Origin of the sequence: Enterobacter cloacae complex sp. GF14B, from assembly GCF_004136805.1 — a bacterium.
Taxonomy (GTDB): domain Bacteria; phylum Pseudomonadota; class Gammaproteobacteria; order Enterobacterales; family Enterobacteriaceae; genus Enterobacter; species Enterobacter hormaechei_C.
In genome coordinates this window covers 22,128-43,874 of sequence record NZ_QFRV01000017.1, presented here as the reverse complement: position 1 = coordinate 43,874, position 21,747 = coordinate 22,128, and the positions used below count along the sequence as shown (strand labels likewise).

Annotated in this window: 18 protein-coding genes and 1 tRNA gene; 8 read left to right on the top strand and 11 right to left on the bottom strand. The window is 56.4% G+C overall.

Annotation, left to right across the window (positions count from 1 at the left end; all coding sequences use genetic code 11):
• Positions 1–51 precede the first annotated feature (51 nt).
• Together DD606_RS08445 and mgtE are read left to right on the top strand one after the other, a co-directional pair.
• Positions 52–1,695 carry a multidrug ABC transporter permease/ATP-binding protein gene (locus tag DD606_RS08445; RefSeq protein WP_003859392.1) on the top strand — a complete coding sequence of 548 codons (1,644 nt, stop codon included), beginning with the start codon at positions 52–54 and terminating at the stop codon, positions 1,693–1,695.
• A gap of 141 nt (positions 1,696–1,836) precedes the next feature.
• Positions 1,837–3,273, top strand: a complete 1,437-nt coding sequence (mgtE, locus tag DD606_RS08440; protein WP_006811337.1) for a magnesium transporter — start codon at positions 1,837–1,839, stop codon at positions 3,271–3,273.
• On the opposite strand, the gene DD606_RS08435 is transcribed toward mgtE, so the two are convergent.
• Positions 3,236–4,531: a SulP family inorganic anion transporter gene (locus tag DD606_RS08435; protein ID WP_032610259.1), complete on the bottom strand. Its 1,296-nt coding sequence runs from the start codon at positions 4,529–4,531 to the stop codon at positions 3,236–3,238. The genes mgtE and DD606_RS08435 overlap by 38 nt on opposite strands.
• 187 nt (positions 4,532–4,718) lie before the next feature.
• Here DD606_RS08435 and mqo point away from each other — a divergent pair, with 187 nt between their 5' ends.
• Positions 4,719–6,368: a malate dehydrogenase (quinone) gene (gene mqo / locus DD606_RS08430; protein WP_003859385.1), complete on the top strand. Its 1,650-nt coding sequence runs from the start codon at positions 4,719–4,721 to the stop codon at positions 6,366–6,368.
• A 569-nt stretch (positions 6,369–6,937) separates the two neighbouring features.
• Here mqo and eco read toward each other — a convergent pair.
• Positions 6,938–7,447: a serine protease inhibitor ecotin gene (gene eco / locus DD606_RS08420; protein ID WP_032609713.1), complete on the bottom strand. Its 510-nt coding sequence runs from the start codon at positions 7,445–7,447 to the stop codon at positions 6,938–6,940.
• 202 nt (positions 7,448–7,649) lie between these two features.
• Here eco and DD606_RS08415 point away from each other — a divergent pair, with 202 nt between their 5' ends.
• Positions 7,650–7,910, top strand: coding sequence for a DUF2534 family protein (locus DD606_RS08415; RefSeq protein ID WP_006811332.1), 261 nt, complete (start codon positions 7,650–7,652; stop codon positions 7,908–7,910).
• 66 nt (positions 7,911–7,976) lie between these two features.
• Here the strand turns inward: DD606_RS08415 and DD606_RS08410 are convergent.
• The 3 genes from DD606_RS08410 to DD606_RS08400 all read right to left on the bottom strand — a co-directional run bounded on the left by DD606_RS08410 (position 7,977) and on the right by DD606_RS08400 (position 10,134).
• A tRNA-Pro gene (locus DD606_RS08410) sits at positions 7,977–8,053 on the bottom strand.
• A 73-nt stretch (positions 8,054–8,126) separates the two neighbouring features.
• Positions 8,127–9,887, bottom strand: a complete 1,761-nt coding sequence (yejM, locus tag DD606_RS08405; protein WP_047054729.1) for an LPS biosynthesis-modulating metalloenzyme YejM — start codon at positions 9,885–9,887, stop codon at positions 8,127–8,129.
• A gap of 19 nt (positions 9,888–9,906) precedes the next feature.
• Positions 9,907–10,134, bottom strand: coding sequence for a YejL family protein (locus tag DD606_RS08400; RefSeq protein ID WP_001135586.1), 228 nt, complete (start codon positions 10,132–10,134; stop codon positions 9,907–9,909).
• 134 nt (positions 10,135–10,268) lie between these two features.
• On the opposite strand from DD606_RS08400, the gene yejK reads away from it, so the two are divergent.
• A complete protein-coding gene (yejK, locus tag DD606_RS08395) occupies positions 10,269–11,276 on the top strand; it encodes a nucleoid-associated protein YejK (RefSeq protein ID WP_017383403.1) in 1,008 nt (335 codons plus the stop codon).
• A 51-nt stretch (positions 11,277–11,327) separates the two neighbouring features.
• Here the strand turns inward: yejK and rplY are convergent, their stop codons facing one another.
• Both rplY and DD606_RS08385 read right to left on the bottom strand, forming a co-directional pair.
• Entirely contained in the window at positions 11,328–11,612 is a 285-nt protein-coding gene (rplY, locus tag DD606_RS08390) for a 50S ribosomal protein L25 (protein WP_003859376.1), read from the bottom strand.
• 125 nt (positions 11,613–11,737) lie between these two features.
• Positions 11,738–13,498: a DEAD/DEAH box helicase gene (locus tag DD606_RS08385; protein WP_022651520.1), complete on the bottom strand. Its 1,761-nt coding sequence runs from the start codon at positions 13,496–13,498 to the stop codon at positions 11,738–11,740.
• A 151-nt stretch (positions 13,499–13,649) separates the two neighbouring features.
• On the opposite strand from DD606_RS08385, the gene rsuA reads away from it, so the two are divergent.
• The 3 genes from rsuA (at position 13,650) to DD606_RS08370 (ending at position 16,193) form a co-directional block, all read left to right on the top strand.
• A complete protein-coding gene (rsuA, locus tag DD606_RS08380; protein ID WP_045896180.1) occupies positions 13,650–14,357 on the top strand; it encodes a 16S rRNA pseudouridine(516) synthase RsuA in 708 nt (235 codons plus the stop codon).
• A gap of 15 nt (positions 14,358–14,372) precedes the next feature.
• Positions 14,373–15,572 carry a Bcr/CflA family multidrug efflux MFS transporter gene (locus DD606_RS08375; protein WP_003859373.1) on the top strand — a complete coding sequence of 400 codons (1,200 nt, stop codon included), beginning with the start codon at positions 14,373–14,375 and terminating at the stop codon, positions 15,570–15,572.
• 276 nt (positions 15,573–15,848) lie between these two features.
• Positions 15,849–16,193 (top strand): YejG family protein, encoded by a 345-nt coding sequence (locus DD606_RS08370; RefSeq protein WP_003859372.1) that lies wholly within the window; start codon positions 15,849–15,851, stop codon positions 16,191–16,193.
• A gap of 3 nt (positions 16,194–16,196) precedes the next feature.
• Here the strand turns inward: DD606_RS08370 and yejF are convergent, their stop codons facing one another.
• Genes yejF through DD606_RS08350 form a run of 4 tightly spaced genes read right to left on the bottom strand, consistent with a single transcriptional unit; the run spans position 16,197 to position 21,722 of the window.
• Positions 16,197–17,786: a microcin C ABC transporter ATP-binding protein YejF gene (yejF, locus tag DD606_RS08365; protein WP_129258517.1), complete on the bottom strand. Its 1,590-nt coding sequence runs from the start codon at positions 17,784–17,786 to the stop codon at positions 16,197–16,199.
• Position 17,787: 1 nt separating this feature from the next.
• Positions 17,788–18,813: an ABC transporter permease gene (locus DD606_RS08360; RefSeq protein ID WP_023314555.1), complete on the bottom strand. Its 1,026-nt coding sequence runs from the start codon at positions 18,811–18,813 to the stop codon at positions 17,788–17,790.
• Positions 18,813–19,907 carry a microcin C ABC transporter permease YejB gene (locus tag DD606_RS08355; RefSeq protein ID WP_063855601.1) on the bottom strand — a complete coding sequence of 365 codons (1,095 nt, stop codon included), beginning with the start codon at positions 19,905–19,907 and terminating at the stop codon, positions 18,813–18,815. The genes DD606_RS08360 and DD606_RS08355 overlap by 1 nt, the downstream gene beginning before the upstream one ends.
• A gap of 9 nt (positions 19,908–19,916) precedes the next feature.
• On the bottom strand, positions 19,917–21,722 hold the full coding sequence (locus DD606_RS08350) for an extracellular solute-binding protein (protein WP_045337662.1): 1,806 nt from the start codon (positions 21,720–21,722) through the stop codon (positions 19,917–19,919).
• Between the last annotated feature and the right edge of the window lie 25 nt (positions 21,723–21,747).

The following is a 21,747-nucleotide window of genomic DNA, read 5'->3' as shown; positions in this document are numbered from 1 at the left end:
TGAAAGGCAGTTTACACTGCTGGCTGATTTTTCTTGTCCGGATTGCTCTGCATGCAACTACTTCTTCTTGTCTGGCGGCAGTATCGCTGGCCTTTTATCGCGGTGATGGCGTTAAGCCTTGCCAGCGCGGCGCTGGGGATCGGCCTGATTGCCTTCATTAACGTGCGTTTGATCGAAATGGTCGACACGTCACTCTCCGTCCTGCCGGAATTTCTGGGTTTACTGCTGCTGCTGATGGCAGTCACGCTCGGGTCACAGCTGGCGCTGACCGCGCTCGGCCACCACTTCGTTTTCCGTCTGCGCAGTGAGTTCATCAAACGGATCCTTGATACTCAAGTGGAACGCATCGAACAGCTGGGAAGTGCTTCTCTGCTGGCGGGGCTGACCAGCGATGTGCGCGCCATTACCATCGCCTTTGTGCGCCTGCCGGAGCTGGTGCAGGGGATCATCCTGACCTTTGGCTCGGCAGCCTATCTCGCCTGGCTCTCCAGCAAAATGCTGGCGGTAACGGCGCTGTGGATTGTTATTACCATCTGGGGCGGGTTCCTGCTGGTATCACGCGTCTATAAGCACATGGCGGTGCTGCGCGAAACGGAAGACAAGCTCTATAACGATTACCAGACGGTGCTGGAAGGGCGTAAAGAGCTGACGCTGAACCGCGAGCGCGCCGAACATATCTTCAACCATCTCTATATCCCGGATGCGCACGAATATCGTCATCACATTATTCGCGCCGATACGTTCCACCTGAGCGCTGTGAACTGGTCCAACATCATGATGCTGGGCGCGATTGGCCTGGTGTTCTGGATGGCGAACAGCCTGGGGTGGGCGGATACCAACGTGGCGGCAACCTACTCCCTGACGCTGCTGTTTTTACGCACGCCGCTGCTGTCGGCCGTTGGCGCACTGCCGACGCTGCTGAGCGCACAGGTGGCCTTCAACAAGCTGAAGAAGTTCGACCTTGCGCCGTTTAAGGCTGAGTTCCCGCGCCCGCAGGCCTTCCCGAACTGGCAAACGCTGGAGCTGCGTAACGTTACCTTCCGCTATCAGGATAACGCCTTCTCAGTGGGGCCGATCAACCTGACCATTCACCGCGGCGAACTCCTGTTCCTGATCGGCGGTAACGGCAGCGGCAAATCCACGCTGGCGATGCTGCTGACGGGCCTCTATCAGCCGCAGTCGGGTGAAATTTTGCTGGATGGTAAAGCGCTGAGCGCGGAGAAACCGGAGGACTACCGCAAGCTCTTCTCGGCGGTATTTACCGACGTCTGGCTGTTCGACCGGCTGCTGGGACCGGAAGGGCAGCAGGCGGATCCGGCGCTGGTGGAGAAGTGGCTTGCGCACCTGCAAATGTCGCACAAGCTGGAGCTTCAGGATGGCAAAATCCTGAATCTCAAGCTGTCGAAAGGGCAGAAGAAGCGCGTGGCGCTGCTGCTGGCGCTGGCCGAAGAGCGCGACATCATCCTTCTGGATGAATGGGCCGCCGATCAGGACCCGCACTTCCGTCGCGAGTTTTATCAGGTCCTGCTGCCGCTGATGCAGGCGATGGGAAAAACCATTTTTGCCATCAGCCATGACGATCACTACTTCATTCACGCCGACCGTCTGCTGGAGATGCGCGACGGCAAGCTGAGCGAGCTGACCGGCGATGAGCGCGATGCGGCGTCACGGGACGCGGTGGCGCGTACGGCCTGATTGCAATTGTGCCGGGTGAACCCCGGCACACTAATTTTTTCATATATGCCGTTTTTTTCTCCATCCCGACCCGCCGTTTATTCTTATTTACATATCCCCGCGCTATGCTTAACGCCAACTCATTTAATGGATTTATGATTGATGTCGGTATTAAAGAAAAACAGCGCCAGGCAGCGTGACCAGGAGCGTGCGCGGCTCATCTGGCTCCTGACGACTGATAAAGCGGTCACGTCAACGTTATTGGGTAAGCTAACCCTGGCTGAGCAATATGATGTCGGCACGCTGGCCGACGATATTGCTGAGGTAGGTGCGCTGGTTGCACATTTACCACCTCCGGATCTGGCGGACACCCTGGAGGCATTGCCTTCCGAGGAGCGCCACGCCCTGTGGCGGCTGGTGCAGGATCACGAGCGTGGTCAGGTGCTGCTTGAAGCCTCGGAAAACGTCTGGGATGACCTTATCGATGAGATGAGCGACCGGGACATTCTTGACGCACTGCAAACGCTGGATATCGACGAGCAGATCTACCTTGTACAGCACCTTCCGCGAAACCTGACCGGACGCCTGCTGGCTTCCCTGCCTGCCGAAGAGCGGGCGCGCGTGCGTCAGGTGATGCACTACGAGAAAAACAGCGTCGGCGCGATCATGGAGTTTGGCGTCATCACCGTGCGTCCGGACGTCACCCTGGGGACGGTGCAGCGCTATCTTCGTCGCCTGGGCAGTATGCCGGACAACACCGATAAACTGTTCGTCACCTCGCGGGATAAAACCCTGCTCGGGGAGCTGGAGCTGAAAACGATCCTGCTGAACAGCACCCAGCAGCGGGTGAGTGAGGTCATGGAAACCGAGCCGATGGTCTTCTCGCCGGAAGACGATGCCGAAAAAGCGGCGCGTACTTTCGAACGTGATGACCTGGTGAGCGCGGCGGTGGTGGATTCGGTGGGCAAGCTGATGGGGCGTCTGACCATCGATGAGATCGTTGACGTGGTCTATGAAGAGACCGATAACGACCTGCGAGCCCTTGGCGGGATCAGTGCCGAAGACGATGTTCATGCCTCCGTCGGCAAGGCCGTCAAAACCCGCTGGGCGTGGCTCGCCATCAATTTATGCACCGCGTTCGTGGCGTCCCGCGTTATTGACGGCTTCGAACATACCATTTCCCAGCTGGTGGCCCTGGCGTCGCTGATGCCGATTGTGGCGGGGATCGGCGGGAACACCGGCAACCAGACTATCACCATGATCGTTCGCGCCCTGGCGCTGGAAAACATTCAGCCGGGTAATTTTTCGTGGCTGATTTTCAGGGAGATGGGCGTCGCGCTGATTAACGGCCTGGTCTGGGGCGGCATCATGGGCGGTATTACCTGGTGGCTGTACGATGATATGGCGCTGGGCGGGGTCATGATGCTGGCGATGGTGCTGAACCTGCTGGTGGCGGCGATGATGGGCGTGATTATCCCATTGACGATGACCCGGCTGGGGCGCGACCCCGCGGTGGGGTCGAGCGTGATGATCACCGCCATTACCGATACCGGCGGTTTCTTTATTTTTCTTGGACTGGCGACGATTTTTCTTCTGTAGCCAGTGCTTTTTGCTTAAGTCGGGCAGGGAGGATGAACATCATCACAATCCCGCCCAGCACGCCAATCGCCAGGTTGCCGGTGTAAACCGTTGCCACAACCGTCACCAGCATCACGACGGTTTCAGCCACCGGCGCGTTTTTCAGCGTTCCGGGCTGAACGCTATGCCAGCTAAAGGTCTTGACGGCCACAATGGCCATAATACCCGCCAGTACCGCCATCGGGATTTTGGCCATCACCTCGCTGAGCGCCGTAACCAGCACCAGCAGTACGATACCCGCCGCAAGGGTGGAGATACGGCTTCTGCCTTTCCCCATCTCCACGTTTACGATGGTCTGCCCAATCATCGCGCAGCCCGCAATGCCACCGTAGAACCCGGCCATAATATTCCCCACGCCCAGACCGATGCTCTCGCGACGCTTACTGGAGGGGGTCGCGGTCAGTTCATCCACCAGTTTTGCCGTCAGCAAGGATTCCAGCAGGCCAACGAAAGCGATACTTAGCGCGCACGGCCAGATAATGCTCAGGGTTTCCAGATTGAGCGGCACCAGCAGTTGCGTAAAGCCCGGCAAACCGCCGCTCATGGAGCCTTCATCCCCTACCGTCGGCAGAATTTGCCCGCTGGTGACGGTGAACAAAGTCAGCAGCACAATGGCAATCAGCGGGGAGGGCACGCTTTTGATATAGCGTGGCACCCACAGCACAATCAGCAGCGTCAGCACGAACAGGCCCACAATCAGCGGGCTTCGGCTCCAGAAATGGGGCACCTGGGCAAAGAAAATCAAGATGCCAAGGGCGTTAACAAACCCGGTCATCACCGACTGGGGAATAAAGCGCATCAGCCGCGCCATACCCAGCGCGCCGAACAGGATCTGAATCATGCCTGCCATCACCACCGCGGGCAGAATGTACTGTACGCCGTGTTGATGGACCATCGGGCCAATCACCAGCGCGACGGAACCTGCCGCCGCCGTCACCATGGCCGGACGCCCGCCGAGCAGGGAAAGGGCGAAACAGAGCACCACGGAGGCGATAAGACTCACTTTCGGATCCACGCCCGCGACCACGGAAAACGAAATCACTTCCGGGATCAGCGCCAGCGCGGTAATCACACCGGCCAGGGTTTCGCGCATCAGACGGTGAGGCGAACGTAAAACAGTGGCGACATGGCCTTCTTGAGGTACAGACGAGTGGGGTAATGACATAACAATTCGCTGGTAGGGGCAGGCTTCCGTGCGCGCGATCACAAAGTGCAGCATCATAGCCAGGAAAATCGTCTGGTGCCAGCCTGTCTGCCAAAACCCTACAAACAATCCATCATTAAATTTCACAATTACAATAATTTCGTAACCTTTAAACAATATTTAAAAGTTGCTACCGTGCCACCGCAGCGTGTTTCACCTGTAATTTCCACGCATCAAGCACTATTCAACTAAGGCATAAATGATGAAAAAAATGACTGCCGTGCTCTTTTCTCTGGCCGTGGGGCTGAACGCCGTCTCGCTGGCGGCGAAGGCTGACGCACCAAAAGAGCAGGAAACGGATGTCCTTTTAATTGGTGGCGGCATCATGAGCGCCACGCTGGGAACGTATCTTCAGGAATTAGAGCCGAACTGGTCCATGACCATGGTCGAGCGCCTCGATGGCGTGGCACAGGAAAGCTCTAACGGCTGGAACAACGCCGGGACGGGGCACTCGGCACTCATGGAACTGAACTATACGCCGCAGAAAAAGGACGGTTCCATTAGTATCGAGAAGGCGGTAGAGATCAACGAAGCGTTCCAGATCTCACGTCAGTTCTGGTCTCACCAGGTGAACAGCGGTGTGTTGCACAATCCGCACTCCTTCATCAACACCGTACCGCACATGAGCTTTGTGTGGGGCGATCAAAACGTCAACTTCCTGCGCGCGCGCTACGCTGCCCTGCAACAGAGCACGCTTTTCCGCGGGATGAAATACTCTGAAGATCACGCTCAAATCAAAGAGTGGGCGCCGCTGGTCATGGAAGGCCGCGATCCGAACCAGAAAGTGGCGGCGACCCGCACTGAAATTGGTACTGACGTTAACTACGGTGAAATCACCCGTCAGCTGGTGGCCTCTCTGAAGAAAAAAGAGAACTTTAACCTGCAACTCAGCTCCGAAGTGCGTGGTTTCAAGCGCAATGCGGATAACAGCTGGAGCGTGACCGTTGCCGATCTGAAAAACAACGAAGCCGAACATGTGATTAAGGCCAAGTTCGTGTTTATCGGTGCGGGCGGCGCAGCGCTGAAACTGTTGCAGGAGTCCGGTATTCCGGAAGCGGACGACTACGCGGGCTTCCCGGTTGGCGGCCAGTTCCTGGTGTCGGAAAACCCGGAAGTGGTTAACCGTCATCTGGCGAAAGTGTACGGTCAGGCCTCTGTGGGCGCACCACCGATGTCCGTTCCGCATATCGACACCCGCATGCTGGACGGTAAGCGTGTAGTGCTGTTCGGGCCGTTCGCCACATTCTCCACCAAGTTCCTGAAAAACGGTTCCCTGTGGGATCTGTTGAGCGCGACCACAACGTCAAACGTCAAGCCAATGATGGACGTGGGGCTGGATAACTTCGATCTGGTGAAATACCTGATTAGCCAGGTGATGCTCTCTGATGAAGAACGCTTCGAGGCGCTGAAAGAGTACTATCCGCAGGCGAAGAAAGAAGACTGGCGTCTGTGGCAGGCAGGTCAGCGTGTGCAGATCATCAAACGCGATCCGAAAGAGGGCGGCGTGTTGCGTCTGGGTACCGAAGTGGTAAGCGATAAGGATGGCACCATTGCCGCGCTGCTGGGGGCATCTCCGGGGGCGTCTACCGCTGCGCCAATCATGCTGCACCTGATGGAAAAAGTGTTTAAAGACAAAGTATCCAGCCCGGAATGGCAGGCGAAGCTGAAAACCATTATTCCATCCTACGGTACGAAGCTGAACGGTAACGTTGAGGCCACGGAACAAGAGCTGGAATACACCAGCCGCGTTCTGCAACTGCAATACGTCAAACCGCAGGCTGCGGATGCTGCGCCAAAGGCAGAGCTGAAGCCTCAGGCGGAAAGCAAGCCGGTAGCGGATATCGCGCTGTAAGATAAACGCAAAACGGTAACATCCGTTACCGTTTCTAGTGTTTTCTCCCTCTCCCGGTGGGCTGAGGGTTCCCCACAAAATAATGCCTGCACAGACGGCCCCCTCTCCCTTGAGGGAGAGGGCTGGGGTGAGGGGGAACATACGGCTCTGGTGGTCATTCCGTTCACGTTATGTTCCTTGCTACTCTGTCACGACATGACCGGTGAACGTGCCAGGGTGGCTCAGTCGCCACCACCCTGGCGACCCGGGCTTCCGGCGGTAAATCGCCGCTTCGCGGTGCCTTCGGCTTATTCCTTCCGGCTTATCGGGGACGGGCGGAGGTAACATCCCTGTAAAGCCCGCCCTCTCGGCGCATCCCTGCGCCTCGCCCCGGCCTACAGGACACGCCTCAGCGATTTACAGCCGGACCAGGGCATCGCTGAAAGCCTTCAGTTATTCTGAAGGCAACGTTATCGCTTTTGCTTTCAAATTACTGGGGACCCCTTTCCCCGGTGGGAGAGGGTTGGGGTGAGGGCACCTGAACGCACCCTTTCCTGGTCGGGTAAGCGAGAGCGCCACCCGACTTATTTTTAACGAACTACCGCTTGTCCTACCGTCTCATCCGCCTTCCATACGCGATATTTCACATCCACGTTTTCCGGCGTATATACGACGATCGGCAGCTTGCTGTTATAGCGCAGCAGACTGTTATCACCCAGATACGCGGTAATAAATTTCTTCTCTTTCTTGCCGTCCGGGCACGCCATCATGGTGGAGACTGGCGAGGTTACTTTGTCGAAGACATAGTAGTCATAGCCCCAGCCTTCCAGCGTTTTGCTTTCCAGCTGGCCGCCCAGACGATGCTGGTTGCAGTCCACTTCCAGCGTCTGGCCGATTAACAGCTCAACTTTGAAATTTGCTTCATCCTGCTGAGCCGGGAGCTGAATAACCTGGCGCTTCATCCCTTTGTCCGCTTGCGGATACGGAGCAACTTTTTCCAGCGGCTGCTCTTTCTGGGTTTCGCTGGCGAAAGCACTGCTGCTGGCGCACGCAGCGGCGATGAGGGCGATGGCAAATTTAGGTGCGTTTTTCACTGTCATTCCTTTTTGTTAAAACGATCCTGGAAAGACTAACATAATATACGTGAATGGTTGGCGTAATTTACTCACATTTTCATTTTAAACGGAGTAATGCACTGCTTTTGTGTTCTTTTATTGGTGTTTAATGCTGTAGTGGAGTCGATGCGGCGATCGTGTTATTTTACGCGTTAATTATTGTTATTTATCTGTAAAGGGAGGAGAGATGGTACGGGAAAAACTGAAGACACCTGAAGGCCGCAAGTTCCTGCTGGCGTTACTGGTTGTGTTTATGATTGCTGCTGCATGCGTGGGGCGAGCAACCATTGTCGGCGTGATTGAGCAGTACAACATCCCGCTCTCTGCCTGGACAACCAGCATGTTTGTCCTGCAATCGGCGATGATCTTTGTTTACAGCCTGGTGTTCACCGTGCTGCTGGCGATTCCGCTGGGGATTTTCTTTCTCGGTGGGCGTGAAAAACACTAAGCATTGCGCATGCGGAGACAGGCAATAAAAAACCAGCCATAAGCGGCTGGTTTTTTTGTGTAGTTTTGGTCGGCACGAGAGGATTTGAACCTCCGACCCCCGACACCCCATGACGGTGCGCTACCAGGCTGCGCTACGTGCCGACGCATAAAAGGAATACTACTCTATTCCTTTTTGAATGCAAGGGGCAAGCAACGCTAACTGATTCATAAATAATCAGTTAGCGATAAAGCGCTTCTCGTCTGTCAGCACCTGCAACAGCAAACTGAGCTGCGGTTTCTGGTCTTTCAGCTTCTCACCTTCGAGGCTATACGTCTGGTAATTGCCGTTGCTGTTCAACACCAGGGACAACGTCGGTGTGGTCACCACCAGCGTGTTTCCGCCAGCAGCCGTGACCCAGTTATGACGCCGCGTGGCGCTAAAGAGGTCTTGGCCCTGCGAGTACTCAATTGCCGGTGTGCTGACGTGCAGCAGCCGCTGCATTAACGTGGTCATGACGTCTTTATGGTCGGTCAGCATGTTGATGCGCTGCGCGGGAGTGCCTGGCCAGTGGATCACCAGGGGAACATGCAGGTTCGGACGCGACCACTCCATGCCCTTCGCCTCCTCGCCGAGCGGCACGCCATGCCCCGCCGTGATAATCACGACCGTATTATCCAGCTTGCCCGCGTCGCGCAGGGCGGTCAGCACGCGGCCGATCTGCGCATCAACATCGCCCGCCGCACGGCTATAGCGGCGCGCGAAGCCTTTCTGATTGCTGTCATCAAGCGTTGTGCCGTTAAACGCAACCCAGGAGAACCAGCGGTTATCTTCCTGCGCATAGCGCTTCAGCCAGTCTATCCACTGGTCAGCGGTCCGATCGTCAGACTGGCTCTGCGCGGCGGGCAGTGAGAAATCAGACAGCAGCGCCTGGCGGTACAGCGAGCTGTTGAAACCATCAGAGGCGAACAGCCCCAGCTGGTAGCCCTGCTGATTAAGCCCGGTAATCAATGCCGCCGGAATACGGGCCGACAGCACGCCGTCCATATAGCTCGGTGAAATGCCATAGAACAGGCCGAAAATACCCGCGTCGGTCGAATTACCGGAGCTCATATGCTGAGTGAATACGATATTGTTCTCAGCGAATTCAGCCAGCGCTGGCATCTGCTTCTCATAGCGGGAATAGTTCAGGCCATCGACGGTAATCAGCAGCACGTTCTGACCGCGCCCCATGTCGCGATATTTCAGATCGCTCAGGGGATACTGCACGCTGACCGCTTCCGGATTACCCTGTTCGACCAGACGACGCTGATACTCCTGCGCGTCCAGCAGGCCGTGTTTTTCGAGGAAACGACGCGCCGTCATCGGATAGGAGAGCGGCAGGTTTGCGCGCTGCATGGTAATCGGGCGGTAGAAGTTCGCATCTGCCCAGATATACATCAGGTGCGAACCGATAAATGAGGCGAAAAAGAGCGCCGCGACGGGCTTCGCATAATGGCGGCGTCGGGTCAGACTGCGGAGTTTTTGCCAGCTCCACGTGGCGAACAGCATTTCGATCAGCAGGATAATCGGCACGCTGATAAACATCAGCTGCCAGTCGCGCGCGGTCTCGTTCTGATCCGGGTTAATCACCAGCTCCCAGACGACAGGATTCAGGTGCAGGTGGAATCGGGTAAAGACTTCGCTGTCGATCAGCAACAGCGTCATGCCCGCCGTTGCAAGAATGGCAGACAGGAAGCGCATCAGCCGCTGCGACATGACGATAAACGTCAGTGGGAACAGGATCAGCAGATAGGTGGCGAAGACCAGAAAGCTAAAGTGACCCACAAGGCTCATCCACGAGTAGACGCGCCCGGTTAATGTGGTTGGCCAGTCCGCCACAAACAGATAACGGCAGCCGAGCACCATCGCCAACAGAATGTTGAACAGGGCAAACCAGTGCCCCCAGCTGACCATCTGGGAGACTTTTTCACGGTAGCGCTGACGATTCGTCACCATAAACTGTTGTTCGTTTCCCTTAGTGTGCCTGGTCGTCGCTAACGGAGGACTGCAAAGCCTGGGCGAAAGATTTGGCGATCGCCTGACGCTGAGCCGGAGCAACGCTGGTATTGATCAGGTTGGTAACCATATTTCCCAAAACCATCAGGGAGAGATCGGTTGGCGTTTTATGTTTTTCCAGTACGTTGACCAGCTCACTGAGCAGTTGTTCAACGTGTTCGTCACTGTAGCGGGAATGTTGTGGCATAAATCAAAATCAGTTTGTTGAGAGAAGGGCGACATATTACCGTAGCAACAGCTTTTTTTCCCCTTTTTTATCTTCTGTTGCACACATGCGTTGGTGGTGGTTGAATACCGCCCGGTCTAAAAGGAGAGTTTATCATGAGTCTGGAAATCAACCAGATTGCCTTGCACCAGCTTATCAAGCGTGATGAGCAAACCCTTGAAGTGGTGCTGCGCGATTCGTTACTGGAACCAACGCCTACCGTTGTCGAGATGATGGCGGAGTTGCATCGCGTCTACAGCGCGAAAAATAAAGCCTATGGCTTGTTCAGCGAAGAGAGCGAACTGGCGGATAGCCTGCGCCTGCAACGTCAGGGCGAAGAGGATTTCCTGGCATTCAGCCGCGCTGCTACTGGCCGTCTGCGTGACGAACTGGCGAAATATCCCTTCGCCGATGGCGGTATCGTCCTGTTCTGCCACTACCGCTATCTGGCGGTAGAGTATCTGCTGGTCACCGTGCTGAATAACTTAAGCAGTATGCGCGTGAACGAGCAACTGGATATCAGCTCAACGCACTATCTGGATATCAACCATGCGGATATTGTGGCGCGTATCGATTTAACCGAATGGGAAACCAACCCGGAATCGACGCGCTACCTGACCTTCCTTAAAGGTCGCGTGGGCCGCAAAGTGGCCGATTTCTTTATGGACTTCCTCGGTGCCAGCGAAGGGCTGAATGCCAAAGCGCAGAACAAAGGTCTCCTCCAGGCGGTGGATGACTTTACGGCTGAGGCGCAGCTTGATAAATCTGAGCGTCAAAACGTGCGTCAGCAGGTTTACAGCTACTGCAACGAGCAGTTACAGGCCGGGGAAGAGATTGAGCTGGAGTCGCTGTCCAAAGAGCTGGCAGGCGTCAGCGAAGTCAGCTTCCAGGAATTTACCGCGGAAAAAGGCTATGAGCTGGAAGAGAGCTTCCCGGCGGATCGCAGTACGCTGCGTCAGCTGACGAAATTTGCCGGTAGCGGCGGTGGGTTAACCATTAACTTTGATGCCATGCTGCTCGGGGAACGTATCTTCTGGGACCCGGCCACCGACACGCTGACCATTAAAGGCACGCCGCCGAATCTGCGCGACCAGCTTCAGCGTCGCACCTCAGGCGGTAAGTAACAGCCATAAAAAAACCCCGCAAACGCGGGGTTTTTCTCGACAGGTTTGCGATTACGCGCGAACGAAGTCGATGTGAGTCAGTTTTGGCTTGAACGCGTGACGCTGAACAGCCTGAACTTTCACTTTTTCTTCTTTACCGCCAACAACGATGGTCAGAACTTCGCTGTAGAACTCAGCTTTGGTCTGCATGTTCCATACTTTGTCGTGATCCAGTTCAATAGCAACTGGAGCAGCTTCGCCACCGTAAACGATAGCCGGGAACTTGTTTGCGGTACGCAGGCGGCGGCTCGCACCCTTACCCTGCACGTTACGTACTTCTGCTTCGATAGTGAACATTGATTTCTCTCTGTATTTAAAACCCTACTACAGGCGACCCAGCAGCAGGTGAGTGTTCTGCCTCACGGATGTGAAGCGGGCGGCATTTTATACTCAAATGGCTCGCGCATCAACGAAAAGTCCCGTTAACCGCGCAATTCGTTTGCCCGGCGAAAGCGTCCTTCATAGTCAAAGACCTTCTCACGTACCTGCCAGAACTGCCCTTTTTTGCGGGCGACAACAAAATCAGGATGCCGCAGCAACGCCTGCTGGCGCACGATATCGGCAACGGTTAGCCAGCGCAGCGGTACGCCAGGCGTGCGGGTATGCGGGCGGATAAAGAGCTGCTCGAACGCGGTGCGCTGGGCGGACGTCTGGACCCGGAACCGCTCGCTGACGTCTGCGCCATCCTCGTCGTAATAGGTGATTTTTAGCCACTCGCCTTTTTCATCCGCGCCGGGTTGTAAGGCCATGCCGGAACAGCGCAGCACCAGCGCATCCTTTAGTTTCAGCGCTGCTTTCAGCATGTCGTCCGGGTCGACCAGGACCGTGTCGCACTCCCGACAGCGGCGGGCGGCAATGTCGTTTTCAGCGTTGCACTGCGGGCAGTTTTTGAAGCGGAAGCGGAAATCACACTGTTCGCGATGGCCTTCATCGTCTTCAAACCAGCCCTGACAGCGGCGGCCAAAATGTTCAATCAGCGTGCCGTCGGCGGTGGTTTTCCCCCAGAAGGTGTTGGCAAACCCGCAGGCAGGGCAAAAAACCTGAACGGGAACGTTGTCGCTCTTGCCTTTTGGCGTGCCTACTTCCGGCGAATAGAGATCGTGCGGGTTACCGGCGTAATCAAGGATCAGACAGTCGGTTTTGCCCGGCGCCAGACGCAGCCCGCGGCCAACAATCTGCTGATACAGGCTGACGGATTCCGTCGGGCGAAGAATCGCAATCAGGTCGACGTGCGGGGCGTCAAAGCCGGTGGTTAGTACGGAGACATTCACCAGATAGCGGAACCGCTGAGCTTTGAAGTCCTCGATCAGGCTGTCGCGCTCCGGGCCGGGGGTTTCACCGGTAATTAACGCCGCGTCGTCGGCGGGCAGCAGCCCCGTAATTTCGCGCGCGTGTTCGACAGTGGCAGCAAAAATCATCACCCCTTTGCGCGTTTGTGCGAACTCTTCAATCTGGCTGATGATATGGGGCGTGATCCGCTTCTGTTTTTTCAGCTCATGGTTAAGATCTGCCTCGCTGAACAGCCCGTTGCTCTGCGCCTGTAAGCGGCTGAAATCGTACTGAACGACGGGCATATCCAGCCGCTCCGGCGGCGTCAGGTAGCCGTGCTTGATCATGTAGCGCAGCGGAAGCTCATAGATACAGTCGCGGAACAGGGCCTTTTCATCGCCACGCACCATGCCGTGATAATGAAACTGATAAATCCAGCCCTTGCCCAGACGAAACGGCGTGGCGGTGAGGCCAAGCAGACGGAGGTGAGGATTCACCTTTTTCAGATGAGTGAGGATTTGCTGATACTGGCTGTCGTCGTCATCGCTGATGCGATGACACTCATCGACAATCAGCAGGGAAAACTCGCTGCGAAACAGTTCCAGGTTGCGCGCGACGGACTGTACGCTGCCAAACACCACTTTTCCGTGGCTCTCTTTGCGCTTCAGTCCGGCGGCAAAAATGTCGGCCTCCAGGCCGAGCGCGCAATATTTGGCGTGGTTTTGCGCCACCAGCTCTTTGACATGCGCCAGCACCAGCACGCGTCCGCGGGCCAGGCGCGCCAGTTCGGCAATCACCAGGCTTTTGCCGGCTCCGGTCGGGAGTACGATGGCGGCGGGCTCCCGATGCTTGCGAAACCAGGCGAGGGTGGCATCAACGGCTTCCTGCTGATAGGGGCGTAATGTGAACGTCATGGCTTCTCTATTCAGTTAACTCGCATATAGTATGCCACGAAACTTTTTCCCTTGAGTGGCGCAACCAGACCATTATACTGAACTGTTTCTGACTGCTTCTTTTTCGGACGCGTAGTCCGACTTCCAGCACCATTAAGGCTAAAAAGATTTCATGCGACTTGATAAGTTTATCGCTCAGCAACTCGGCGTAAGCCGCGCTATTGCCGGGCGTGAAATTCGCGCCAGCCGCGTAACCGTGGACGGCGACATTGTGAAAGACAGCGCTTTTAAACTCCAGCCTGAGCATCAGGTGGAGTATGACGGCAACCCGCTGACCCAGCAGAATGGCCCGCGCTACTTCATGCTCAACAAACCGGAAGGTTACGTCTGTTCAACGGACGATCCGGATCACCCGACGGTGCTCTACTTCCTCGACGAACCTGTGGCGCACAAGCTGCATGCGGCAGGGCGACTGGATATTGATACCACCGGCCTGGTGCTGATGACCGATGACGGCCAGTGGTCGCATCGCATCACCTCCCCGCGCCATCACTGTGAGAAAACCTATCGGGTGACGCTTGAGTCTCCGGTCTCGGATGACACGGCAGAGCAGTTCGCAAAAGGCGTTCAGCTGCATAATGAAAAAGATCTGACCAAACCGGCGGTGCTGGAAATCATCACTCCAACCGACGTGCGCCTGACCATCAGTGAAGGCCGCTATCACCAGGTGAAACGGATGTTTGCCGCCGTGGGCAACCACGTTGTGGGGCTGCATCGTGAACGTATCGGCGCGATTGCACTCGATCCAGACCTGGCGCCAGGGGAATATCGCCCGCTGACGGAAGAAGAGATTGCCAGCGTCGGGCTGCCTTCACGCTAAATTCAGGAGAACCCTGTGACCACCAGGCCACACTCGTCGTTTAAAATCGTATTTATCCTTGGCCTGTTGGCCATGCTGATGCCGCTGTCTATCGATATGTATCTGCCCGCGCTGCCGGTGATTTCCGCGCAGTTTGGCGTACCGGCAGGCAGCGCACAGATGACGCTCAGCACCTACATTCTTGGTTTTGCGCTCGGCCAGCTCTTTTATGGCCCAATGGCAGACAGCCTGGGGCGTAAACCCGTTATTCTGGGGGGGACATTGATATTTGCCGCGGCGGCGGTGGCCTGCGCGCTGGCGCAGAGTATCGATCAGCTGATTGTGATGCGTTTCTTCCATGGCCTGGCGGCGGCTGCGGCAAGCGTGGTAATTAACGCGCTGATGCGCGACGTCTACCCGAAGGAAGAGTTCTCACGCATGATGTCGTTCGTCATGCTGGTCACGACAATTGCGCCGCTGGTCGCCCCCATGGTGGGCGGGGCGGTGCTGGTTTGGTTCAGCTGGCATGCGATTTTCTGGATCCTGGCGATTGCCGCGCTGCTGGCCTCGGTGATGATCTTCGTCTTTATCGATGAAACGCTGCCGGTCGAGCGACGTCAGAAGTTCCACGTTCGCACCACGCTTGGCAACTTTGCCTCGCTGTTTCGCCATAAGCGTGTGCTCAGTTATATGCTTGCCAGCGGCTTCAGCTTTGCCGGAATGTTCTCGTTCCTGAGTGCGGGGCCGTTTGTGTACATCGAACTGAACCATGTGTCACCCCAGCATTTTGGTTACTACTTCGCGCTGAATATTGTGTTCCTGTTTGTGATGACCATTATCAACAGCCGCTTTGTCCGGCGGGTTGGGGCGCTGAATATGTTCCGCGCCGGGCTGTGGATCCAGTTCGTGATGGCTATCTGGCTGGTATTGAGCGCGTTGCTGGGCGTCGGTTTCTGGGCGCTGGTGGTGGGCGTGGCGGCGTTTGTCGGCTGCGTGTCGATGGTTTCATCCAACGCGATGGCGGTGATCCTCGACGAATTCCCGCATATGGCGGGTACCGCCTCGTCGCTGGCAGGAACGTTCCGTTTCGGGATTGGCGCGATAGTCGGGGCGCTGCTCTCGACGGCGACGTTTAATACCGCCTGGCCGATGCTGTGGGCGATTGCCCTCTGCGCGACCTGCTCCATTCTTTTTTATCTTTACGCCAGCCGGCCGCGAAAGACGGCGCATAAATGACCACTTAAGGCCCGATACGGGCCTTTTTGTTGACCCATATCAACCAACCCTACGTTCGTTTACCCTGTGTTTGTTTCTTTTATGTAAAATCTATTTATGTAAAAAGTCACATCATTGTATTTAAAAAGGTTGAGTTAGATCGCAGAAACGGGTACATATAGCGCCGACGCGAGCCTGCAACGCCTATAAAATCCGCTAAACAGTGCAGGTTGTCGATGATGTGTTACTATAAATGTAAATAAATTGTGAAGTAAATTTGCTTCCGGGGATCTGAACGTGAATACATTACAACTCTCCATTGTCCATCGCTTGCCCCAGAGCTATCGCTGGTCGACGGGTTTTGCAGGTTCGAAAGTTGAACCGATTCCGCAAAGCGTTGCCGGGGAGGATAATTGCCTGGTGGCGCTCAAACTGCTCAGCCCGAGCGATGAAAATGCGTGGCCGGTTATGGAACGTCTCAGCCAGGCGCTGACGGACATCGAAGTGGACAGCTCCGTGCTGGAATGCGAAGGTGAGCCGTGCCTGTTTGTTAACAGCCAGGATGAGTTTGCCGCCACCTGTCGTCTGAAAAACTTCGGCGTGGCCATTGCCGAGCCGTTCTCCGGTCAATACCCTTTCTGAGTGCTAGTCAGCGGACAATAGCTGGCGCGTGTAATCCTGCGTCGGCGCGGTGAATACGCGCTGGCACTCTCCCTGCTCCACGACTTCTCCCTGCCGCAATACCACCACCTGATGGCAAAGCGCACGCACCACCTGTAAATCGTGGCTGATAAAGATATAGGCCAGCCGATGCTTTTCCTGTAGCCCCTTCAGCAGCGCCAGAATTTGCGCCTGCACGGTGCGGTCCAGGGAAGAGGTTGGCTCGTCCAGCACGATCAGCTCCGGTTTCAGGATCAGCGCGCGGGCAATCGCTATACGCTGGCGCTGTCCGCCAGAAAACTCAGCCGGATACCGGTGCCGGGTCTCGGGATCTAAACCCACTTCCTCCATCACCCGCTTCACGTCGATTTCACGCTGTTGCGCCGTCATTGTCGGCTGGTGGACGCGCAGGCCCTCTTCAATAATCTGTAATACGCTCAGGCGCGGGTTAAGCGAAGAGTTTGGATCCTGAAATACCACCTGCATCCGCGGGCGGACAGGAAGCATCATCCGGCGATTCAGGTTTTGCAGCGGCATGCCGTCAAAGACAATGCTTCCCTGAGAGGCGATCAGGCGCAGCAGCGCCAGGCCGGTGGTGCTTTTGCCCGAGCCGGATTCGCCCACAAGCCCAAGCGACTCACCCGGACGCAGAGCGAAACTCATGTCTTTCAGGACATGATTGTGATCGACCACGCGACGGAGAATGCCTTTGCGGATCGGGAATGACACCGACAGCCCCTCAACGCTCAGCAACGGCGCGCAGTCAGCGTTAAGCGGAACCGGGTCGCCAGCGGGTTCGCTATCGAGCAGGCGCTGTGTATACGGGTGCTGAGGCGCGCTCAGCAGGGCGGATACCCGGTTCTGTTCCACGCAGCGGCCGTTTTGCATCACGGCCACCGTGTCAGCAAGCTTTTTCACGATGCTCAGGTTGTGCGTAATGAACAACAGGCTCATTTTCAGCTCGTCGCGAAGCTCGCGCAGCAGTTGCAGAATTTGCGCCTGCACCGTGACGTCCAGCGCGGTGGTGGGTTCATCGGCAATCAGCAGTTCGGGGCGCGTGAGCAGGGCCATTGCGATCATCACGCGCTGGCGCTCGCCGCCGGAAAGCTGGTGCGGGAAATCGTTCAGCCGTTTCGCCGCATGACGAATACCGGTGCGTTCAAGGCAGTCCAGAATTTCACCCCGCGCTGCCTCTTTACGCATTCCCCGATGAAGGGACAGCACTTCATAGAGCTGTTTTTCCAGCGTATGCAGAGGGTTGAGCGACACCATCGGCTCCTGAAAAATCATGGCGATGTTATTGCCACGAATGCCGCGCAGGGTTTGCTCGTCAGCGTTCAGCAGCGATTGTCCATGGAACAGAATATCCCCCTGCGGATAGCTGACCGGCGGGGAGGGGAGCAGGCGCAGCACCGAAAGTGCCGAGACGCTTTTACCGGAACCGGATTCCCCGACCAGCGCCAGCGTCTCTCCGCGCTGGATCTGCAACGATAAATCCGTCACTACCGTGCGTGATTCGCCCTGCTTTGAAAACGCAATCGACAGGTTTTCTATGCTCAGAAGAGGCCGGGTCATGTCATACCGCCTTGTTGGGATCGAAGGCATCGCGCACGGCTTCGCCAATAAAAATCAGCAGGGAAAGCAGCACCGCCACGGAGAGGAATGCGGTGATGCCCAGCCAGGGGGCCTGGAGATTGTTTTTGCCCTGCAACAGCAGTTCGCCAAGGGACGGTGAGCCCAGTGGCAAACCGAAACCAAGAAAATCAAGCGACGTCAGGGTGGTAATGGAGCTGCACAAAATAAACGGCAGGAAGGTGAGGGTCGCCACCACCGCATTGGGAAGCATGTGGCGGAAGATAATTGCGCGATCGCTCACGCCTAACGCTTGCGCGGCGCGAATATAGTCGTAATTCCGCGTGCGCAGAAACTCCGCGCGCACCACGCCGACCAGCGCCATCCAGCCGAACAGGACGGTGATCCCGAGCAGCCACCAGAAGCCAGGCTGTACCACACTGGACAGCAGGATAATCAGAAACAGCGTTGGCATACCGGACCAGACTTCAATCACGCGCTGTCCCCATAAATCTATTTTACCCCCGTAATAGCCTTGCACGGCGCCCGCCACAACGCCCATTACGCTGCTAAAGAGCGTCAGCATCAGCCCAAACAGGAGCGAGATGCGGGTGCCATAGAGGATGCGCGCCAGCACATCGCCGCCGTTGGCGTCCGTTCCCAGCCAGTTTTGCGCGGAAGGCGGCGAAGGGAAGGGGGTAGACGTGGCGAAGTTAATACTGTTCGCGCCAAAACGAATCGGTGCCCAGATAGCCCAGCCGTGCTGCGCTATCTGCTCACGTAACCAGGGATCCTGGTACTCGGCTGGCGTCGCAAATGGGCCGCCAAAATCGCTTTCGCTATAGGTAGTAAGCACCGGCACGTACCAGCGGTCTTTGAAATGCACCAGCAGGGGTTTATCGTTGGCAATCAGTTCCGAACACATACTTAAGGCGAACAGGACGGCGAAGATCCACAGCGACCAGTAGCCGCGACGGTTGTGGCGAAAGCGCGCCCAGCGGGCCTGATTGACGGGGCTTAAACGCGACATCAGCGGCCCTCAAAATCGATACGGGGATCGACCAGCGTATAGCTGATATCGCTGATGATGTTCAGCAGCAGGCCGATCAGGGTGAAAATGTAGAGTGTGCCAAACATCACCGGATAATCACGGGAGACGGTGGCCTCATAGCCCAGCAGCCCTAATCCGTTGAGCGAGAACATCACTTCTATCAGCAACGAGCCGGTAAAAAACATACTGATGAACGTGGCGGGGAAACCTGCAATCACCAGCAGCATGGCGTTACGAAAAACGTGCTTCCACATGATCTGCTTTTCACCGACGCCTTTGGCGCGCGCGGTGACGACGTACTGTTTGCGGATCTCATCAAGAAAGGCGTTTTTGGTCAGCATCGTAAGCGCCGCCAAACCGCCGATGACCGTCGCCAGCACCGGCAGCGTGATGTGCCAGAAGTAATCGGTGATTTTCTGATACCACGGCAGCGTGCTGAAATCCGCGGAGACCAGCCCGCGCAGCGGGAAGAGGTCGAAATAACTGCCGCCTGCGAAAAACACAATCAACAGCACGGCAAACAGAAACGCCGGAATAGCGTAGCCGATGATAATAAACGTACTGCTCCAGATATCGAAACGGCTACCGTTGTAGACCGCTTTCCTTATCCCCAGCGGAATGGAGACCAGATAAATAATCAGCGTCCCCCACAGTCCGAGCGTGATGGAAACCGGCAGGCTTTGTTTGATCAGGGTTAACACCGAGGCGCTGCGAAACAGGCTGTCGCCAAAATCGAAACGGACATAATCCCATAGCATCCTGAAATAGCGCTCGTGCAGCGGCTTGTCAAAACCATAGCGATGGGTGATCTCGGCGATCACCTCCGGATCCAGTCCCCGACCGCCCCGGTAGTGGCTTTCGCTGATGTTGCCCACGCCCGTCCGGGCATGGCTGGCCCCCATTCCTTCGCCGCCGCCGCCCGGCATGCCGCCAGCGTGACCAAATTCTATTGCCGCAATCGCCTGGTCCACCGGACCGCCGGGGGCGATCTGGACGATAAAAAAGTTAATGGTAATGATGGCCCACAGCGTCGGGATCACTAACAGCAGCCGGCGGATAAGATAAGCGCCCATCGTCACTCCTTAACGCCGCTCTGCGGGCAATTTTGCGGCTTTATTCACGTCATACCACCAGGTGTCAAAGCCGAGGGTGTAAACCGGGCGAACGGCAGGCAGGGAGAATTTATCCCAGCGGGCCACGCGATCTTCGCCCATATACCACATCGGCAGCATGTAATAGTTCCAGGTTAATACCCGATCGAGCGCGCGGCCAAGCGGCAGAAGCTTGTTCTTATCGCCCTGAGCGGCCACAATTTTTGCAATCAGCGCATCAATCACCGGGCTCTTTACGCCCGGGGCGTTGTAGGAGGAGTCGATATACCCCGATGCCCAGGAGATTTGCAGATCTGAACTCGGCCACGGCTGGGCGGCCCACAGGGTCTGCATCATATCGTAATCGCGACTGCGCTTGCGGTTAGTCAACTGGGCCATATCGACCTGGCGGATATTCATAGTGACGCCAAGCCGGGCAAGGTTCTTCTTAAACGGCAGCACCCACTGATCGTTTGCGCCAGAGGCAATCAGCAGTTCGAAGCTGAGCGGTTTACCGGTTTGCGCATTAACCCGTTGCCGATTTTTCAGCACCCAGCCAGCGTCATCCAGCAGGCTGCTGGCTTTCAGCAGGTTGTCCCGGTCGAACCCGTTTCCGTCGGATTTGGGCGGTTCAAATATGCGGGTGAACACCTCCGGCGGTAGCTCCGCTTTCAATGGCGCCAGCAAAACCAGCTCGTCCGCGTGGGGATAATCACGGGCGGCATATTCAGTATTCTGGAAATAGCTGTTCGCCCGGCTGTAGGCTCCGTAAAACAGCGCTTTGTTCATCCATTCGAAATCAAACGCCAGAGTAATGGCTTCACGCACCCGACGATCGGAAAAAACCGGGCGCTGAATATTAAACGCCAGCCAGCGCGTGTCCTGCGCGGATTCGTTTTTGTGTTCGTCTTTAACGATATAGCCTTTCGCGAAATTTTTTCCGATATAGCGGGTCGCCCAGTTTTTGGCGCTGTTCTCGACACGTAAATCAAATGCGCCTGCCTTAAATGCCTCGAAGGCCACGTTATCATCCAGGTAGTAGTCGTAGCGGATTGTATCGAAGTTCCAGCGGCCCCGGTTTACCGGCAGCGTGGCTGCCCAGTAATCTTTCACACGGGAATAGATCACATACTGGCCCATTCGCCAGTCGGTAATGCGATACGGCCCTCCGGCCAGCGGCGGGGTAGAGAGGGGATCGCTCAGCTTATGGTTTTTCCAGAAGGATTCGGGCATGACGGGCAGGGAGAACAGGCTCAGCATATTCTCTTTGTTCGCCTCAGGGAGTTCGATTCGCACGGTCAGCGGGGCGATGGCTTTCACCGTGGTGCCCTTGTACACCAGACGAAACTGCGGCACGCCTTCGGTCATAAATTTATGAAAAGTGAACGCCACGTCGCGGGCGCTAACCGGCGTACCGTCGTGAAAACGCGCCCGCGGATTAATCGCGATTTCTGCCCAGCTGAAATCATCGGCGTAACGTACGTTCTCGGCGACCAGGGGATAATAGCTGCCGGGCTCGTCGTCGGAGGTGACGAACAGCGTGTCATAGAGGGATTCGGTACGCGCTGCCGCTACGCCGCGCAGGGCAAAGCGGTTAAAGTTGTCAAATGTTCCCGTGGCGGAAAGCGTCACGTTTCCGCCTTTCGGGGCGGCTGGGTTGACGTAATCGTAGTGGTTAAAGTTAACCGCGTACTTCGGCTCGCCAATGACGGCAAAGGCCGTGCTCTCTTTGATGGTCTGCGCCTGGCTCGACAGGCTCACCAGCGCCAACAGCGTCAACACAACGCGCATAATCATAGTGCGGCGGATCCCTTTGTTCACA

Bases quoted from the DNA above. Each gene is read 5' to 3' on its own strand.
- DD606_RS08355 (WP_063855601.1), bottom strand. From the start codon at position 19,907: ATGGGCGCTTATCTTATCCGCCGGCTGCTGTTAGTGATCCCGACGCTG.
- DD606_RS08400 (WP_001135586.1), bottom strand. From the start codon at position 10,134: ATGCCACAACATTCCCGCTACAGTGACGAACACGTTGAACAACTGCTC.
- DD606_RS08435 (WP_032610259.1), bottom strand. From the start codon at position 4,531: ATGCTGCACTTTGTGATCGCGCGCACGGAAGCCTGCCCCTACCAGCGA.
- DD606_RS08385 (WP_022651520.1), bottom strand. From the start codon at position 13,498: ATGACGTTCACATTACGCCCCTATCAGCAGGAAGCCGTTGATGCCACC.
- rplY (WP_003859376.1), bottom strand. From the start codon at position 11,612: ATGTTCACTATCGAAGCAGAAGTACGTAACGTGCAGGGTAAGGGTGCG.
- yejM (WP_047054729.1), bottom strand. From the start codon at position 9,887: ATGGTGACGAATCGTCAGCGCTACCGTGAAAAAGTCTCCCAGATGGTC.
- DD606_RS08350 (WP_045337662.1), bottom strand. From the start codon at position 21,722: ATGATTATGCGCGTTGTGTTGACGCTGTTGGCGCTGGTGAGCCTGTCG.
- yejF (WP_129258517.1), bottom strand. From the start codon at position 17,786: ATGACCCGGCCTCTTCTGAGCATAGAAAACCTGTCGATTGCGTTTTCA.
- eco (WP_032609713.1), bottom strand. From the start codon at position 7,447: ATGACAGTGAAAAACGCACCTAAATTTGCCATCGCCCTCATCGCCGCT.
- DD606_RS08360 (WP_023314555.1), bottom strand. From the start codon at position 18,813: ATGTCGCGTTTAAGCCCCGTCAATCAGGCCCGCTGGGCGCGCTTTCGC.
- mgtE (WP_006811337.1), top strand. From the start codon at position 1,837: ATGTCGGTATTAAAGAAAAACAGCGCCAGGCAGCGTGACCAGGAGCGT.
- rsuA (WP_045896180.1), top strand. From the start codon at position 13,650: ATGCGACTTGATAAGTTTATCGCTCAGCAACTCGGCGTAAGCCGCGCT.
- yejK (WP_017383403.1), top strand. From the start codon at position 10,269: ATGAGTCTGGAAATCAACCAGATTGCCTTGCACCAGCTTATCAAGCGT.
- DD606_RS08445 (WP_003859392.1), top strand. From the start codon at position 52: ATGCAACTACTTCTTCTTGTCTGGCGGCAGTATCGCTGGCCTTTTATC.
- DD606_RS08415 (WP_006811332.1), top strand. From the start codon at position 7,650: ATGGTACGGGAAAAACTGAAGACACCTGAAGGCCGCAAGTTCCTGCTG.
- mqo (WP_003859385.1), top strand. From the start codon at position 4,719: ATGAAAAAAATGACTGCCGTGCTCTTTTCTCTGGCCGTGGGGCTGAAC.